The sequence below is a fragment of the Streptomyces sp. NPDC059499 genome (assembly GCF_042749285.1).
In the GTDB taxonomy this organism is placed as follows: Bacteria; Actinomycetota; Actinomycetes; order Streptomycetales; family Streptomycetaceae; genus Streptomyces.
The window spans coordinates 360,645-377,137 of record NZ_JBHYTT010000001.1 but is presented as its reverse complement, the minus strand read 5'-3'; the positions used below and the strand labels follow the sequence as shown (position 1 = coordinate 377,137).

16 protein-coding genes are annotated in these 16,493 nt (G+C 70.3%); 3 read left to right on the top strand and 13 right to left on the bottom strand.

The window, feature by feature from the left end; genetic code table 11:
• Window position 1 precedes the first annotated feature (1 nt).
• The 12 genes from secD to pgsA all read right to left on the bottom strand — a co-directional run bounded on the left by secD (window position 2) and on the right by pgsA (window position 10,830).
• Window positions 2-1,747 carry a protein translocase subunit SecD gene (secD, locus tag ACFW9O_RS01740; RefSeq protein WP_384603878.1) on the bottom strand — a complete coding sequence of 582 codons (1,746 nt, stop codon included), beginning with the start codon at window positions 1,745-1,747 and terminating at the stop codon, window positions 2-4.
• A gap of 148 nt (window positions 1,748-1,895) precedes the next feature.
• Complete coding sequence (gene yajC / locus ACFW9O_RS01735) at window positions 1,896-2,381, bottom strand: preprotein translocase subunit YajC (RefSeq protein WP_384603876.1); 486 nt, start codon at window positions 2,379-2,381, stop codon at window positions 1,896-1,898.
• 166 nt (window positions 2,382-2,547) lie between these two features.
• Window positions 2,548-3,630, bottom strand: coding sequence for a Holliday junction branch migration DNA helicase RuvB (ruvB, locus tag ACFW9O_RS01730; protein WP_351180896.1), 1,083 nt, complete (start codon window positions 3,628-3,630; stop codon window positions 2,548-2,550).
• Between the two features lie 78 nt (window positions 3,631-3,708).
• Window positions 3,709-4,335, bottom strand: a complete 627-nt coding sequence (ruvA, locus tag ACFW9O_RS01725; protein WP_384603873.1) for a Holliday junction branch migration protein RuvA — start codon at window positions 4,333-4,335, stop codon at window positions 3,709-3,711.
• A complete protein-coding gene (ruvC, locus tag ACFW9O_RS01720; protein WP_384603871.1) occupies window positions 4,332-4,865 on the bottom strand; it encodes a crossover junction endodeoxyribonuclease RuvC in 534 nt (177 codons plus the stop codon). The genes ruvA and ruvC overlap by 4 nt, the downstream gene beginning before the upstream one ends.
• 132 nt (window positions 4,866-4,997) lie before the next feature.
• Complete coding sequence (locus tag ACFW9O_RS01715) at window positions 4,998-5,750, bottom strand: YebC/PmpR family DNA-binding transcriptional regulator (protein WP_266929230.1); 753 nt, start codon at window positions 5,748-5,750, stop codon at window positions 4,998-5,000.
• A 61-nt stretch (window positions 5,751-5,811) separates the two neighbouring features.
• Window positions 5,812-6,405, bottom strand: coding sequence for a pyridoxal 5'-phosphate synthase glutaminase subunit PdxT (gene pdxT, locus ACFW9O_RS01710; protein WP_351180866.1), 594 nt, complete (start codon window positions 6,403-6,405; stop codon window positions 5,812-5,814).
• A gap of 7 nt (window positions 6,406-6,412) precedes the next feature.
• Complete coding sequence (pdxS, locus tag ACFW9O_RS01705; protein ID WP_351180863.1) at window positions 6,413-7,333, bottom strand: pyridoxal 5'-phosphate synthase lyase subunit PdxS; 921 nt, start codon at window positions 7,331-7,333, stop codon at window positions 6,413-6,415.
• 117 nt (window positions 7,334-7,450) lie between these two features.
• Complete coding sequence (locus tag ACFW9O_RS01700; protein WP_329212905.1) at window positions 7,451-7,996, bottom strand: hypothetical protein; 546 nt, start codon at window positions 7,994-7,996, stop codon at window positions 7,451-7,453.
• A 73-nt stretch (window positions 7,997-8,069) separates the two neighbouring features.
• Window positions 8,070-9,230, bottom strand: a complete 1,161-nt coding sequence (locus ACFW9O_RS01695) for a glycosyltransferase family 4 protein (protein WP_351180860.1) — start codon at window positions 9,228-9,230, stop codon at window positions 8,070-8,072.
• Entirely contained in the window at window positions 9,227-10,150 is a 924-nt protein-coding gene (locus ACFW9O_RS01690; RefSeq protein WP_384603865.1) for a phosphatidylinositol mannoside acyltransferase, read from the bottom strand. Before ACFW9O_RS01690 ends, ACFW9O_RS01695 begins: the two co-directional genes overlap by 4 nt.
• Window positions 10,147-10,830, bottom strand: a complete 684-nt coding sequence (pgsA, locus tag ACFW9O_RS01685; protein WP_384603862.1) for a phosphatidylinositol phosphate synthase — start codon at window positions 10,828-10,830, stop codon at window positions 10,147-10,149. The genes ACFW9O_RS01690 and pgsA overlap by 4 nt, the downstream gene beginning before the upstream one ends.
• A 267-nt stretch (window positions 10,831-11,097) precedes the next feature.
• On the opposite strand from pgsA, the gene ACFW9O_RS01680 reads away from it, so the two are divergent.
• Both ACFW9O_RS01680 and ACFW9O_RS01675 read left to right on the top strand, forming a co-directional pair.
• Window positions 11,098-13,323, top strand: a complete 2,226-nt coding sequence (locus ACFW9O_RS01680) for an elongation factor G-like protein EF-G2 (RefSeq protein ID WP_384603859.1) — start codon at window positions 11,098-11,100, stop codon at window positions 13,321-13,323.
• Between the two features lie 158 nt (window positions 13,324-13,481).
• Window positions 13,482-15,152 (top strand): hypothetical protein, encoded by a 1,671-nt coding sequence (locus tag ACFW9O_RS01675; RefSeq protein WP_384603857.1) that lies wholly within the window; start codon window positions 13,482-13,484, stop codon window positions 15,150-15,152.
• A 22-nt stretch (window positions 15,153-15,174) separates the two neighbouring features.
• Here the strand turns inward: ACFW9O_RS01675 and ACFW9O_RS01670 are convergent, their stop codons facing one another.
• Entirely contained in the window at window positions 15,175-15,747 is a 573-nt protein-coding gene (locus tag ACFW9O_RS01670; protein WP_384603854.1) for an HIT family protein, read from the bottom strand.
• Between the two features lie 66 nt (window positions 15,748-15,813).
• Here ACFW9O_RS01670 and ACFW9O_RS01665 point away from each other — a divergent pair, with 66 nt between their 5' ends.
• Window positions 15,814-16,491 carry a potassium channel family protein gene (locus ACFW9O_RS01665; protein WP_384603851.1) on the top strand — a complete coding sequence of 226 codons (678 nt, stop codon included), beginning with the start codon at window positions 15,814-15,816 and terminating at the stop codon, window positions 16,489-16,491.
• Window positions 16,492-16,493 lie beyond the last annotated feature (2 nt).

The window sequence follows — 16,493 nt, the reverse complement described above, 5'->3', positions numbered from 1 at the left end:
CTCACGCCTCCTTCGGGTGGTCGGTGGGGGCGTTGACACGGCGCGAGCGGCGCAGCGGCGGCTTGGCACCGAGCCGCTTCGGATCCAGCCCGGACCAGGGATGGCCGCTGGAGAAGAACTTCGTACGGCCCATCAGCGTCATGAGGGGCTTCGTGAAGAGGAACACCACGACGACGTCGAGCACGGTCGTCAGGCCGAGCGTGAACGCGAAGCCCTGGACCTTCCCGACGGTGACCAGGAAGAGCACCGCGGCGGCGAGGAACGACACGAAGTCGGAGACCAGGATCGTGCGCCGGGCACGGGGCCAGGCCCTCTCGATCGCGGGACGCAGCGTGCGGCCTTCGCGGATCTCGTCACGGACGCGTTCGAAGTACACGATGAACGAGTCCGCCGTGATACCGATCGCCACGATGGCACCACAGACCGCGGGCAGGTTCAGCGCGAAGCCGATGGCCGGGCCGAGCAAAGCCATGATCGTGTAGGTCAGGACGCCGGACGCCCCGAGGCTGAGGAGCGCGATGAGCGCCAGACCGCGGTAGTAGGCCACCAGGTAGATGATGACCAGGGCCAGGCCGATGGCGCCGGCGATCAGACCGGCCTCCAGCTGCTCGCCACCGAGGGCCGCGGTGACCGTGGTGACCGTGTCCTCGCTGAAGGACAGCGGAAGCGCGCCGTAGGAGAGCACGTTGGCCAGGTCCTCGGCGGACTGCTGGGTGAAGCTGCCGGAGATCTCGGCGCTGCCGCTGAGGGTCTCGTTCACCTGCGGTGCGGAGACGACCTCACCGTCGAGGGAGATCGCGAACTGGTTCATCGGGGACTGCTGCGCCGACAGCTTCTTGGTGATCGTCTGGAATTTCTTGGAGCCCTTGTCGGTGAACTCCATCGAGACGAGCCAGATGCCGCGCTGCTGGTCGAACTGGGCCTTGGCGTCGTCGACGTCCGTACCGGAGACCTCGGCCGGGCCGAGGAGGTACTTCGCGTCACCTTCGGAGCTGCACGCGACCGCGGGGTCCTCGGGCTTGACGCCGACACCGGCGGCCACCCGGGCCTCGGGGTCGGTGCAGTCCAGCGCGGTGAACTTCTTCTCCAGCGCGGCGGTCGCCGGGTCGGGCGCCGGCGTCGCCGCAGGGGTCTCGGACGTCTTCGCGCCGTCCGAGGCGCTGGGGGTCGGCGTCGCGTCCTTCTTCAGGGCGCCGGTGACCGCACGGCCCTGCGTGGTGGCGCTCGCCGAAGGCGTGGTCTTCGAGTCGGAAGCAGTCTCCGGGTCGCTCGCCTTCGCACTCGGCTTTCCGGAACCGCTCGCGGAAGGGCTCGCGGACCCGGTCGGCGTCGGTTCGCCCCCGGCGACGGTGAGCACGGGACGGAAGTAGAGCTGGGCAGTCGTACCGACCTGATCCCGGGCCTGCTTCGAATTCGTGCCCTTGGGGATGTTGACGATGATGTTCGACTTGCCCTGGGTCTGGACCTCGGCCTCGGAGACACCCAGACCATTGACACGGCGCTCGATGATGCTGACCGCGGTGTTCATGTTGGTCTCGTTGATCGCGTCAGGCTTGCCGGGCTGGCTCTTCGCCTTGAGCGTGATCGATGTGCCGCCCGCCAGGTCGATACCAAGCCTGGGCGTGGTGTGACCGGACCAGAACATCCCGCCGGTGAGCGCGACCATGGCGATCAGAATGAAAGCCAGGGCACGCCCCGGCCTGCTCTGACCGCCGGCCGGCCCTCGGCCCTTCTTCGGTGCTGCCACCTTCTCGTTTCTCCCTGTCCAACCGCCCCGCGCCGGGTACGCGCCCGAGCGGCCACGAAGTGTTGTGGGGACCCGCCCCCGCAGAAGACCGCACGGTCCGAGGGACGCCGGTCACCTGTCAGGTGTCCGGCGTCCCTGGATCGTGGAACTACTTCGCGTCGCCCTCGCCGTCGGCCTTGGCGTCCTTGACCTCGGAGTCCTTGGACCCGTCGGCGTCGACCTCGGCCTTCTTGCCCAGGTCGATCTTCGCGTCGTCCGCGTCATCGGCCGTGTCCGCCTCGGCGGTCTCGGTGGCGGTCAGCGAGGAGGCGTCGTCGGGCACGACCGCGCCGTCGACCTTCAGGTCCTCGTCGTCACCGTGGACGATGCGGTTGTACTCCGCGTCGTCGAGGACGGCACCGATCGAGTTCTTGGCGTAGATGGCGTGGACGCCGGGCGCGACCTCGAGGAGAACCGTGTCGTCCTGGATCTCCTTGACGGTGGCGTACATGCCCCCGATCGTCCGGACGCCCGTGCCGGGCTGCATGTCGTTGCGCATCTGCGCAGCCGCCTGCTGCTTCTTCTTGGCGGACCGGGTCATCAGGAACATGGCCCCGATGAGCACGATGAAGGGGAGGAGGGTCACGAGACTCACGGGACGGAACTTCCTTCGCACGACCGCGCTGAAATGCGGCCTGATCTACGGGGGTGGGTACACCGACCTGTACGGGCGGCATCGGCGGAGTCTAAGCGAGTCCGCATCATTGGAACAACGCCCAGCATGGCACCGTGGTTCCCCTGGTGGCCAACCCTGTGACGCATCACGCCCCGAACAGGCCCTGTTGTCCCTTAACGCCTTGCTGCGGCGGTACGAGGCCGAGGTGCGCCCAGGCCGCGGGGGTGGCCACGCGGCCTCGGGGGGTCCTCGCGAGCAGTCCTTCCCGTACGAGGAAGGGCTCGGCGACCTCCTCGACGGTCTCGCGCTCCTCCCCCACCGCCACGGCGAGGGTGGACAGGCCGACGGGGCCGCCGCCGAAGAGTTTCAGCAGGGCGCCGAGCACGGCGCGGTCCAGTCGGTCCAGGCCGCGGTCGTCGACCTCGTAGACCCGCAGGGCCGCTGCGGCGATGTCCCGGTCGATCCGGCCCTCGGCCTTGACCTGCGCGTAGTCCCGGACACGGCGCAGCAGCCGGTTGGCGATTCGGGGCGTGCCCCGGGAGCGTCCGGCGATCTCGGCCGCGCCCTCGGTGTCTATGGCGACGTCGAGGAGGCCCGCGGAGCGGTGGATGACCCGCTCCAGCTCCGTGGGGGCGTAGAACTCCATGTGGCCGGTGAAGCCGAATCGGTCCCGCAGCGGGGGCGGCAGCAGTCCGGCCCTGGTGGTGGCCCCGACCAGGGTGAAGGGGGGCAGTTCCAGCGGGATGGCCGTGGCACCGGGCCCCTTGCCGACGATGACGTCGACGCGGAAGTCCTCCATGGCCATGTAGAGCATTTCCTCGGCGGGCCGCGACATGCGGTGGATCTCGTCGAGGAAGAGGACCTCGCCCTCCTGGAGGGACGAGAGGATCGCCGCCAGATCGCCCGCGTGCTGGATGGCGGGGCCGGAGGTGATGCGGATCGGGGCGTTCATCTCGGCGGCGATGATCAGGGAGAGAGTGGTCTTGCCGAGGCCCGGGGCGCCGGAGAGCAGGACGTGATCGGCCGTGGCGCCACGGGCGCGGGCGGCCTTGAGCACCAGGTCGAGCTGTTCTCGTACCTTCTCCTGGCCGACGAACTCGTCGAGGTCCTTCGGGCGCAGTGCGGCCTCGACCGCGGTGTCCTCCCCGTCCGCACCGGCGGCGACCAGCCGGTCGTCCAGCAGGTCGTCCGTCGCGCCGGTGTCGGTTCCGGTCTCGTCCCAGTTCATCTCGTCAGTCCCGCCTCGGGTGTTTCGGTGCCGGACCGTGCGGTGCTCCGGCCGGCGTACGGGGCGTCCGCCCCCGGGTCAGCGTGCGCGGTTGAGTGTCTGCAGGGCCGCGCGCAGCAGCTGCGGTACGGGCGGCTGTGCGCCGCCGGCGATCGCGGCCTCGGCCTGCGGGGCCACGGCGGTCACGGCCTCGTCGGCCTCGCGCGTCGCGTAGCCGAGGCCGATCAGGGCGGCCTGCAGCTGGTCGCGCCAGGAGGAGCTGACCGCGGTGCCGATGCCCTGCTGCCCGATGTGCGCCCCGACCGGCTCGCCGAGCCGGTCCTTGAGGTCCAGGAGGAGCTTCTGGGCGCCCTTCTTGCCGATCCCGGAGACGGCGGTGAGCGCCTTCTCGTCACCGGTGGCGACGGCGATGCGCAGCGCGTCCGGGCTGTGGGTGGCGAGCATCGCCTGGGCGAGGCGCGGGCCGACGCCGTTGGCGGTCTGGAGGAGCTCGAAGACCTGCCGCTCGTCGTCGTCGGCGAAGCCGTACAGCGTAAGCGAGTCCTCCCGTACGACGAGGGAGGTGGCGAGCCTCGCCTCCTGGCCGATCCGCAGGCCCGCGATTGTGCCGGGGGCGCAGTGGACGGCCATGCCGATGCCGCCGACCTCGATCACGGCCGTGGTCGGGGCGAGGGCGGCCACCGGGCCGGAGACGAAGGCGATCATGCGGTACGGCCTTTCAGCGTGCGGTGGGCGGCGACGGCCTGCTGCAGTCGGTTCTGCGCGGGGGCGCGCCAGATGTGGCAGATGGCGAGGGCGAGTGCGTCGGCGGCGTCGGCGGGTCTGGGCGGTGCGTCGAGCCGCAGCAGCCGGGTCACCATGGCTCCGACCTGCGCCTTGTCGGCGCGGCCGGAGCCGGTGACGGCCGCCTTGACCTCACTGGGGGTGTGCAGGGCGACCGGGATGCCCCGGCGGGACGCGCAGAGCATGGCGACCGCGCTGGCCTGGGCGGTGCCCATCACCGTACGGACGTTGTGCTGGCTGAACACCCGCTCCACAGCGACGAATTCGGGCCGGTGCTCGTCGAGCCACTGCTCGATGCCCTGCTCGATGGCAACCAGCCGGTGTCCGAGCTCGGCATCGGCCGGCGTGCGTACGACGCCGACGCCGACCATCGTCAGCGGCCGGCCCGCCACACCGTCGACGACTCCGACACCGCACCGGGTCAGCCCCGGGTCCACGCCCAGAACACGCATGGAGCGCCCCCTCCCCTCACCGATCGGTCAACTGTTCCCGCAGGCTATCGGCTCGCACCGACAATGCGACGGGCCGACGGGGTGTGTCCCCGTCGGCCCGTCGGCTCCGCTCGCGCGGAGGGTGCCCTGATGTCAGGCGTCGACCTTCTCCATGACCTCGTCGGAGACGTCGAAGTTGGCGAAGACGTTCTGCACGTCGTCGCTGTCCTCGAGCGCGTCGATGAGCTTGAAGATCTTGCGCGCGCCCTCTTCGTCGAGGTCGACCTGCATGGTGGGCAGGAAGTTGGCCTCGGCGGAGTCGTAGTCGATTCCCGCCTCCTGGAGCGCGGTGCGGACCGCGACCATGTCGGTGGCCTCGCTGACGACCTCGAAGGTCTCACCGAGGTCGTTGACCTCCTCGGCGCCCGCGTCGAGCACGGCGCCCAGGACGTCGTCCTCGGACAGCTCGCCCTTCGGGACGATGACGACGCCCTTGCGGTTGAACAGGTACGAGACGGACCCGGGGTCGGCCATCGAGCCGCCGTTGCGGGTCATCGCGACACGTACGTCGGACGCCGCGCGGTTGCGGTTGTCGGTGAGGCACTCGATGAGCACCGCGACACCGTTGGGGCCGTAGCCCTCGTACATGATCGTCTCGTAGTCGGCGCCGCCCGCTTCGAGACCGCCGCCGCGCTTGACCGCGGAGTCGATGTTCTTGTTCGGGACGGAGCTCTTCTTCGCCTTCTGGATGGCGTCGACGAGCGTCGGGTTGCCTTCGGGGTCCACGCCGCCGGAACGCGCCGCAACCTCGATGTTCTTGATCAGCTTCGCGAAGAGCTTGCCGCGCTTGGCATCAATCACGGCCTTCTTGTGCTTCGTCGTAGCCCATTTAGAGTGGCCGGACATCTGCCTTCTCCTTCGCGTCACCAAAATCTGAACGAACCCGAGAGATCCTACCGGGATCGAGTCAGCACACTGCGCGCACCATGTCGACGAAGAGTGCGTGGACCCGGTGGTCCCCGGTCAGTTCGGGGTGGAATGACGTAGCCAGGGCGTTTCCCTGCCGTACAGCGACAATATGCCCGCCGTGTTCCGCGATGACCTCTGTCTCCGCCCCGACCGACTCGACCCAGGGCGCGCGGATGAACACGCCCTCGACCGGACCGTCCGCGATCCCTTCCACCTCGACGGCGGCTTCGAACGACTCGTTCTGCCGCCCGAAAGCGTTACGGCGCACGATCATGTCGATGCCACCGACCGTCTCCTGGCCCGATCGGGGGTCCAGGATCTTGTCGGCGAGCAGGATCATCCCGGCGCAGGTGCCGTAGACCGGCATTCCCGCGGCGACCCGCTCGCGCAGCGGTTCCAGCATGCCGAACAGGACGGCCAGCTTGGACATCGTGGTGGACTCGCCACCGGGTATCACGAGCCCGTCGACCTCGGCGAGCTCCTCGGGACGCCGGACCGGCCTGGCCACGGCGTCCGCCGAGGCCAGGGCGATCAGATGTTCCCGTACGTCGCCCTGGAGAGCCAGGACTCCGATGACAGGGTTGTCGGTCATCAGTGGGTTACCAGCCACGGTTGGCGTAGCGCTCGGCCTCGGGCAGCGTGTCGCAGTTGATGCCGACCATGGCCTCGCCCAGGTTGCGGGAGGCGTCCGCGATGATCTTCGGGTCGTCGTAGAAGGTGGTGGCCTTCACGATGGCGGCGGCGCGCTTGGCGGGGTCGCCGGACTTGAAGATGCCGGAGCCGACGAAGACGCCCTCGGCACCGAGCTGACGCATCAGGGCCGCGTCCGCGGGGGTGGCGACACCACCGGCGGAAAACAGGACGACGGGCAGCTTGCCGAGCTCGGCGACCTCCTTGACCAGCTCGTACGGGGCACGGAGGTCCTTGGCGGCGGCGTACAGCTCGTTGTTGTCGAAGCCGCGCAGGCGGGCGATCTCGTTCTTGATCTGGCGCAGGTGCCGGACCGCCTCGACGACGTTGCCGGTGCCGGCCTCGCCCTTCGAGCGGATCATCGCGGCGCCCTCGGCGATGCGGCGCAGGGCCTCGCCCAGGTTGGTGGCACCACAGACGAAGGGGGTGGTGAAGGCGAACTTGTCGCTGTGGTTGACCTCGTCGGCCGGGGTGAGGACCTCGGACTCGTCGATGTAGTCGACGCCGAGGGACTGCAGGACCTGGGCCTCGACGAAGTGGCCGATGCGGGACTTGGCCATGACGGGGATGGAGACGGCCTCGATGATCTCTTCGATCATGTTGGGGTCGGACATCCGGGCCACGCCGCCGTCCTTGCGGATGTCGGCCGGAACCCGCTCCAGGGCCATGACGGCCACGGCGCCCGCGTCCTCGGCGATCTTCGCCTGCTCGGCGTCGACGACGTCCATGATCACGCCGCCCTTGAGCTGCTCGGCCATGCCGCGCTTGACTCGGGCGGTGCCGGTGGCCGGGGACTCGGTGGACTGCGGGGTGCTGGGAAGCGTGGACACGGATCGACCTCACTGGGGGTGAAAAGAAACTAGGAGCCTGCAGGCACGAGCAAACGCTGCGGGACCAGTCCACAGCAAGGGCCAATGGACACCCCGTGGACCGTTTTGCGCGTCGCCTCAGCTGCCGGGCCGGTCCGCCAGCGCGACCGGTGGCTCGTCGTCCATCTCGAAGGCGAGCGGGAACGGGGCGTGTCCCGCGAGCCGGAACAGCCGTACCGTGCGGTGCCTGCGCAGCGCGCGGGCGGCACGCACCGAGTCGTTGTGGAAGCGACGGGCCATCGGGACCCGGCGCACGGCGGCGGCCAGTTCCTTCGCCGCGTCCTGTCCGCCGGGGAACTCCTTGAGGGCCTCGACCTGCGCCGTCTCGCCGAACACGGCCCGCAGCGCGGTGCTCAGCTCGCTCTCGGAGACCTCGCGCTGCTCCTCCTCCGCCTGCCGTGCGGCGTGCGCCGCCTCGTACAGCACGATCGACGCCGCGGGATCCAGCACCCCGGCGGTGGCCAGTTCCTGGGTGACCGAGGCACGGCGCAGCAGCTGGGCGTCCAGGGCCGCCCGGGAAGCGTCGATACGGGCGTGGAGCCGGTCGAGCCGGCCGGCGGTCCAGCTGAGGTACAGGCCGATCGCGAGGAGCGCGACGGCAATCCAGATGAAGGTTTCGATCACGGGCGGCAAGGCTACCGTCGCCGGGTGCGCCCCCGGGCCGCCGGTGCGCCGTAACGGCCCGTGAGCCCCGGCGTCAGTCCCTGGCCAGCCCGAACCGTGCGCGCAGGCCCGTGCGTTCGTCGGTGTCCACCGATGCGGCGCCGTCCGTGACCGTCTCGTACACCGCGAGGATGTCCGCGCCGACCGTCTCCCAGTCGAAGCGGCGCACGTGCGCGCTGCCCCGCTCCCGCAGACCGGCCCGACGCTCCGGGTCGCCCAGCAGGCGGATCGCGGCCTCTGCGAGCGCGTCGGCGTCCTCGTTGGCGAAGAGGTCGCCCGCGGCCCCCTGGTCCAGCACCTGCGCGAACGCGTCGAGGTCGCTGGCGAGCACGGGGGCTCCCGCCGACAGGGCCTCGACCAGGATGATGCCGAAGCTCTCACCGCCGGTGTTCGGCGCCACGTACACATCGACACTGCACAGCAGCCGCGCCTTGTCCTCGTCGCTCACCATGCCGAGGAACTCGACGCGCTCGCGCATCTCCTTCGGCAGTGAGGCGACCGCCTCCTCCTCGTCACCGCGGCCCGCGACCAGCAGGCGGGTCTCCGGGCGGGCGGCGAGGATCGCGGGAAGAGCCTTCATCAGGACGGGCAGGCCCTTGCGCGGTTCGTCGATGCGCCCTATGAAGCCGAGCGTGCCGCCCTGCCACTCGGCCTTCGGTTCGGCGCCGGCGAAGAAGCCGACGTCCACGCCGTTGGGGATGACCACCGCGTCCCCGCCGAGGTGCTCGACCAGGGTGCGTCGCGCGTACTCGCTCACCGCGATCCGCGCGCTGATCTTCTCCAGCGCCGGCTGGAGGATCGGGTACGCGGCGATCATGGCCCGGGAGCGGGGGTTGGACGTGTGGAACGTGGCGACGATCGGCCCCTGCGCCGCCCAGCAGGCGAGCAGCCCGAGCGAGGGCGAGGTGGGCTCGTGGATGTGGATGACGTCGAAGGTGCCGTCGTGCAGCCAGCGGCGCACCCGCGCGGCGGACAGGAACCCGAAGTTCAGCCGGGCCACCGAGCCGTTGTACGGGACGGGCACGGCACGGCCCGCGGACACCACGTACGGCGGCAGCGGCGTCTCGTCGTCGGCGGGCGCCAGCACCGAGACGTGATGGCCGAGGCGGATCAGGTGCTCGGCCAGGTCCCGGATGTGGAACTGCACCCCGCCGGGTACGTCCCAGGAGTACGGGCAGACGATGCCGATCTTCACGGAGCTTCCCCCTGGGGGTCCAGATCGGAGATCCAGAGCCGCTGCAGCATGTGCCAGTCCTCCGGATGCTCGGCGATCCCGGTGGCGAAGGCATCGGCCAGCGCCTGTGTCATGGAGGACGTGTTCTCGGCGCGGGTACCTGTCCCGGGTGCGCCGACGGGAGGATGGATCTGCGCCTGCATGACGGACGTGCCGTCGTACCAGAGCGTGACGGGCAGCAGCAGCGCGCCGGTCTGCTGGGCCAGCAGCGCGGGTCCTGCGGGCATCCGCGCGGTGTCGCCGAAGAAGTTCACCTCGACACCGGACGCCGACAGGTCGCGGTCGGCGACCAGGCAGATCAGGCCGCCGGACCGCAGCCGCCTGGCCAGGGTCCCGAAGGCGGCCCCTCCGTTGTGCGGCAGGACCTCCATGCCCAGGCCCTGGCGGTAGGCCACGAACCGGTCGTACAGGGTCTCCGGCTTCAGCCGCTCGGCGACCGTCGTGAACGGCACCTTCAGGTCGGTGGTGACCCAGGCGCCCGCCAGGTCCCAGTTCCCCAGGTGCGGGAGCGCGAGGATGACCCCGTTCCCGGCGTCCATGCCCTCGGTGAGCCGGTGGACGTCCCGGACGTTGATGCTGTCCCTGATCCGCTGCGGACTCCAGGTCGGCAGCCGGAAGGACTCCATCCAGTAGCGCATGTAGGAGCGCATGCCGGCCTTCGACAGCTCGGCGAGGCGGGCGGGGTCCGCGTCGGGCACCACCCTGGCCAGGTTCGACTCCAGCCGCAGCACCGACTTGCCCCGCCGCTTCCAGACCTGGTCGGCGATGGTGCGGAAGAGCGCGCGGGCGGCCGGTTCGGGCAGCTTCTTGACCGCGCCCCAGCCGAGCCCGTAGAGCCCGTCGGTGAGCCGTCCCTTGAGATCGGATCCGGTGCCGCTCACTGCGCGGCCTCGCTCCCCTGTTCCGCGGTCCCGCCCGCGGCGGCGGCCTCGGCGTCGGCCTCGGCCGACTCCCGGCGCACGGTCACCACCCGCTGGACGAGGGTCACCAGGCTGCCCACCGCGACGATCCACAGCGCGATCGGCAGCAGGATCTGGATCCCGGGCACGCCGAACCCGTGCAGGCCGGCCAGTCCGGCGGCGACCAGCGAGATCACCAGCCGTTCGGCGCGTTCCACCAGCCCGTTGACCGCGACCGGCAGGCCGATCGACTCACCGCGGGCCTTGGTGTACGAGACCACCTGGCCACTGGCCAGGCAGAAGATCGCGACCGCACACAGCACGTTGTCGTCACCGCTGCCCGCGTACCAGAGCGCGAACCCGGCGAAGATCGCCCCGTCCGCGACCCGGTCGAGCGTCGAGTCCAGGAACGCGCCCCACCGGCTGGAGATCCCGGCCTGCCGCGCCATGTTGCCGTCGACGAGATCCGAGAAGACGAAGACCGTGATCACGATCGTGCCCCAGAAGAACTCCCCCATCGGGAAGAAGACCAGCGCACCTGCCATCACTCCGGCCGTGCCGACGAGAGTGACCGCGTCGGGGCTGACCCCGAGGCGGAGCAGCAGAGCGGCGAACGGTGTGAGGACACGCGTAAAAAATGCACGCGCGTACTTGTTCAGCATGGCCTTCCCGAGGTTCGGTGGGCCGCGCGGCCACTTCGGCCACCGGCTGGCCCATCGTAGTCACGAGCCGTGCCGTCCCACGGCGGGGCACCCCGTCCCGGTGGGTCACCCGGAAGAGACCGGCGTCGGGGTGCGACGTATGGACGCGGCCCGGCCCGAGTGGAAAGCTCGAATTACGCGGGCGCCGCCGGAGCCGCGTCGGCTCCTCCTGCCCGTGACCCCTACTCCCCGGGGCCTCCCAGCCCCACCGATCGGGAGGAACGCATCATGGGCGACAGGACGCATACACACACCGGGGCCGCCGGCAGAGCAGCGACGGCCGACCGGCCCGCTTCCGTACGGAACGTGGTGATGGTCGGCCACAGCGGCTCGGGCAAGACCACTCTGGTCGAGGCTCTCGCGCTCACGGCGGGAGCGGTCAACCGGGCCGGCCGGGTCGAGGACGGCGGGACCGTCTCCGACTACGACGAGATCGAACGACGCCGACAACGTTCCGTACAGCTCTCGCTGGTCCCCGTCGAATGGGGCGGCTACAAGATCAATCTGCTGGACACCCCCGGATACGCGGATTTCGTCGGGGAACTCAGGGCCGGTCTGCGCGCTGCGGACGCGGCCCTGTTCGTCATCTCGGCGGCCCAGGAGGCCGACGCGGTCGCGGGCACCACCCGCGCGGTCTGGGAGGAGTGCGCCGCCGTCGGGATGCCGCGCGCGATCGTCGTCACGCATCTGGACACCGCCCGCACCTCCTTCGACGAGATGACCCGGGTGTGCGGCCGGCTCTTCGGCGGCGAGGACCCCGACGCCGTGCTTCCCCTCTATCTGCCGGTGCAGGGCCCCGAGGCCCCTGACGGGCACGCGCCGCTTACGGGTCTCACCGGACTGCTCACGCAGCGGATCTTCGACTACTCCTCCGGGGAGCGGAAGGAGAACCCTCCCGCGGGCGACGAGCGGGAGCCGCTCCTGGCGGCACGCAACCGGCTCATCGAAGGGATCATCGCCGAGAGCGAGGACGAGACCTTGATGGACCACTACCTCGCCGGCGGCGACATCGACACCAAGACGCTCGTCGACGACCTGGAACGCGCCGTCGCACGCGGCGCCTTCCACCCCGTCCTCACCGCGGCCCCGGCCGTCGACGGCGCGCGTCAGGGGATCGGCACGGTCGAGCTCCTGGACCTGATCACCGGCGGCTTCCCCTCCCCCCTCGAACGGACCCTCCCCGCCGTCACCACCCCCGGGGGCGCCCCGCGGCCCGCACCGGTCTGCGACCCGCAGGGGCCCTTGGTCGCCGAGGTGGTGAAGACGGCGTCCGACCCCTACGTCGGACGCGTCTCCCTCGTGCGCGTCTTCTCCGGCACCCTGCGCCCCGACGACACGGTGCACGTGTGCGGCCACGGCCTCACCGACCCGGGGCACGAGCCGCGCCCCTGCCACGACGCGGACGTACGGGTGGGCGCGCTCTCCTCCCCCTTCGGCAAGCAGCAGCGCCCCCTGGACCACTGCATCGCCGGAGACCTCGCGTCCGTCTCCAAGCTGGGCGGTGCCGAGACCGGGGATACCCTCTCCGGCCCCGGCGATCCGCTGCTGATGGAGCCGTGGACCATGCCGGACCCGCTGCTGCCCCTGGCGGTCCGCGCGCACAGCAAGGCCGACGAGGACAAGCTCTCCCAGGGCCTGGCCCGGCTCGTCGCCGAGGATCCCACCCTGCGCCTGGAGCAGAACAAGGACACCCGCCAGGTCGTCCTGTGGTGCATGGGAGAGGCCCAGGCGGATGTCGCGCTGGAGCGGCTGCGCAGCAGGTACGGCGTGCAGGTCGACGCCGTACCTCACCGGGTGCCCCTGCGGGAGACGTTCGCGTCACGGACCGTCGGGCTGGGCCGCCACGTCAAGCAGTCGGGCGGCCACGGCCAGTACGCCATCTGCGAGATCGAGGTGGAGCCACTGCCTCCCGGTACGGGCATCGAGTTCGTCGACAAGGTGGTGGGCGGCGCGGTGCCGCGCCAGTTCATCCCGTCCGTCGAGAAGGGCGTACGCGCCCAGGCGGCCCGCGGCGTCGCGGCGGGGCACCCGCTCGTCGACGTCCGCATCACCCTGCTCGACGGGAAGTCGCACTCGGTCGACTCGTCCGACGCCGCTTTCCAGACCGCCGGCGCCCTCGCACTGCGTGAGGCGGCCACCGACACCCGTATCCAGCTCCTCGAACCGGTCGCCGAGGTCCGGGTGCTGGTTCCCGACGACTACGTAGGGGCCGTGATGAGTGATCTCGCCGGCCGGCGCGGCAGGGTGGTCGGCACCGAGCAGGCGGCCGGGGAGCAGACCCTCGTACGCGCCGAGGTGCCCGAGATCGAGATCGGCAGGTACGCGGTCGATCTACGCTCCCTGTCGCACGGCACCGGACGGTTCGACCGGGCGTACGCCCGGCACGAGGCCATGCCTCCCCAACTCGCCGACCGCATCCGCGAAGAGCAGGAAAACGGCACAAACGGCACCTAGCTGACCGGAATTGACACCTGCCACCCCGTCCCGGCCCCCACAGCCGGGCGGCGTCGCGATCCGGACGATACGCTGTGGTCCCAGCTCAGAAGGTGTGCGACGTACGGTAGTTGGGAACAGCCGCAGGAGCAGACCAGGCGTCAAGTGGGGGCGGCAGAGTGGCCAACGACGGATTCGATTTCTCTCCCGGAGCGCAGATCCCTCTCCAGGGTTCGGCCGGACAGGCGGTGGCGACCAACGCCCTCGCCTCCGCCGCATACCGCGACAGCGATGTGTCGGAGATCCTCAAGGCCAACAGCGAGTGGCACAAGTCCGAGGTGAAGCCGGGCGACTCCAAGCTCTTCAAGTCCGACTACTTCAAGCCGAATCTCGGTGAGGCGTTCTCCCGCGCCGTCCAGGAACGCACGCTCGGGGGCGACCGCAAGGCGCTCATCCAGTCGTTCGGCACCGACCCGCAGACCGTCGTCGAGCACTGCCTGTCCGCCACCCGACTGCGCAAGGCACGCGACACCCGGCTGACTCTGGTGACGGCTCTCTTCGGCTTCGCGTTCCTGCCCGGACTGATCCTGTGGGTCCTGGCCTTCCGGCTTCGCGACTCCCTCAACAACTCCAAGGACAAGGTCTTCCAGTCCCTGGGCGGCGTCCTGCTCGTCGCCGTCGGCGTTGTCGCCACCATCTTCCTGGTCGCCATGCCGGTCACCGGCCTCCCGGCCCTCTATCTCCGCGCCATGGTCGTCGCCCCGGTCATCGGCTGGCTGCTCGCCAAGCGGATCGCGGAGACGTCCGCCAAGGACATGCGCGACCGCTGGGAGGGACTCCTCTCCGGCACCGGCGTCAGGGCCAAGATCCCCGAAGCCGTACCGAAGAACCCCAACGAGACGGCCCGTGAGGCCCTGCGCCAGGGCCTGGAGAAGCTCTCCGCCGAGCAGCAGTCCAACGCGGTCTTCTACGCCGGCCCCAAGGGCATCCTCGGCATGGGCACCCGCTGGGGCAGCTGGCAGCTCGCCGAGGAGCTCGTACCCAAGGACCCCGCCAAGGAGATCCACCAGTTCCGCAGCTGGGACCTGATAAGGGTCATCCACGACCAGCTCAAGATGCTGGAGCGCGGCCCGCTGAACACCGGGGGCTTCCCCACCCCCTCCGTCAAGCACTGGATCGTGTCGCCCGTCGGTGAGAACGCCGACTCCGTCTCGCGCCCCGCGGGCGAGGACGTCGCCACCTTCCAGGTCAAGCCGCACGAGATACAGCGGATCTGCAACCACCAGCAGTTCGGCAGCGGGGACCGGCACTACCTGGGCGTCCAGTTCACCCTCTGGGACGGCCAGCTGGTGATCACCATGCTGATCACCGTCACCGTGCTCCACGAGACCCTGCGGATCGAGGTCACCGGACACGCACTGGGGCCGGTCCACTCCCTCTTCCTCTCCAAGCCGGAGGCCGAGACGAAGACGGTGAAGAAGGCCGTCAAGTTCTGGGAGACCCGCAAGGTCACGCTCCCCCTGGTCAAGGCGAAGGAAGTCGTCAGGCTCGCGCTGCGTGCCCCGTTCACCTGGTATCCGCCGCTGCTCGACTACCTCGGAGGCAAGATCGTCCTCCCCGAGCCCTTCGGCCTGCGCCACGCCTGGGCCGCCAAGCCGTGGGGTCACCGCTTCATGGCCGACGACGCCATGCGGGCGGCCACCCCCGTCCTGCGGTCCGTGCACTCCGCCGCCATGCGGGTCCTGCAGGAGAACGGCGTCGACACCGAACGCTTCGACAACCGCTCCATGATCCTCAGCGGTCTGGTCCAGGACCCGGCACCGCGGAAGGCCGACGTCTACGACGCATGACCACGCACGTGTGGGCGGAGACTCAGCCGGCGGGCCGCTCGGCCGGCCAGACACCGGCCAGCATCGCCCGGGTGTCCCCGAGCAGCTGGGGCAGCACCTTCGTGTGGGCGACGACCGGCATGAAGTTGGTGTCCCCGCCCCAGCGCGGCACCACGTGCTGGTGCAGGTGCGCGGCGATGCCCGCCCCGGCCTCCGCACCCTGGTTCATCCCGATGTTGAACCCGTGAGCTCCGGACGCCGCCCGCAGCGCGACCATCGCCCGCTTGGTGAAATCGGCGAGTTCGGCCGTCTCCGGACCGTCGAGCTCCGTGTAGTCCGCCACGTGGCGGTACGGCACGACCATCAGGTGTCCGCCGTTGTACGGGTACAGATTGAGCACGGCGTAGACCTTCTCGCCGCGCGCGACGACGAGCCCGTCCTCGTCCGACTTGGAGGGAATCACGCAGAACGGACAGCCGTCCTCGGCCCCCGGACCGTTCGGCTTGTTCTCACCCTGGATGTAGGCCATCCGGTGGGGCGTCCACAGGCGCTGGAACGCGTCGGGCGTCCCCACTCCGATCTGCTGCTCCGGCTCACTGGTCATGCCGGTCAGCATATTGCTTCACCCCGGCGGAGCGTGTCGCCGGGGCCCGACCGGGCAGCGCACCGCAATGCTGAGGCCATGAGCGACCGCCCCGCCCCCACCGCCCCCCTCCGGCTGACGGAATGGGAGCAGCGTACGGAGGTCCCGCTCTTCGTCGCGGCGCTGGTCTTCCTCACCGGCTACGCGGTCCGGGTCCTCGCCCCCCATGACAGCGAACCCTGGCGCGACATCGCCCTCGCCCTCGTCTACGCCACCTGGTTCCTCTTCGCGGTGGACTACGGCGTACGGCTCCACCTCAGCGGCCTCGGCCGGCGCTTCGTACGCACCCACTGGCTGGACACCGTGGTGCTCGTGCTGCCCCTGCTGCGCCCCCTGCGTGTGGTCCAGATCTACACGGCGGTCCAGAAGCGCAGGGACGAGCCGCGGCTGAGCCTGTACGCCCGCGTGATCTCCTACGCCGGGCTCACGACCGTGCTGCTCGGCTTCTCGGCGTCGCTCGCCGTGTACCACCTGGAGCACTCGGCCCCGGACGCCAGCATCCGTACGTTCGGCGACGCGGTGTGGTGGGCGTGCGCGACGCTCACGACGGTGGGGTACGGGGACGCCGTGCCGGTCACGTTCGGCGGCCGGGTCGTCGCGGCGGGGCTGATGGCCTGCGGGCTGGCACTGCTGGGTGCGGTGACGGGTTCGTTCTCCTCGTGGCTGCTGCAGGTGTTCTCCCGGGAGGACGAGAAGAGGCCCCCGGGGAGCGTGTAGCT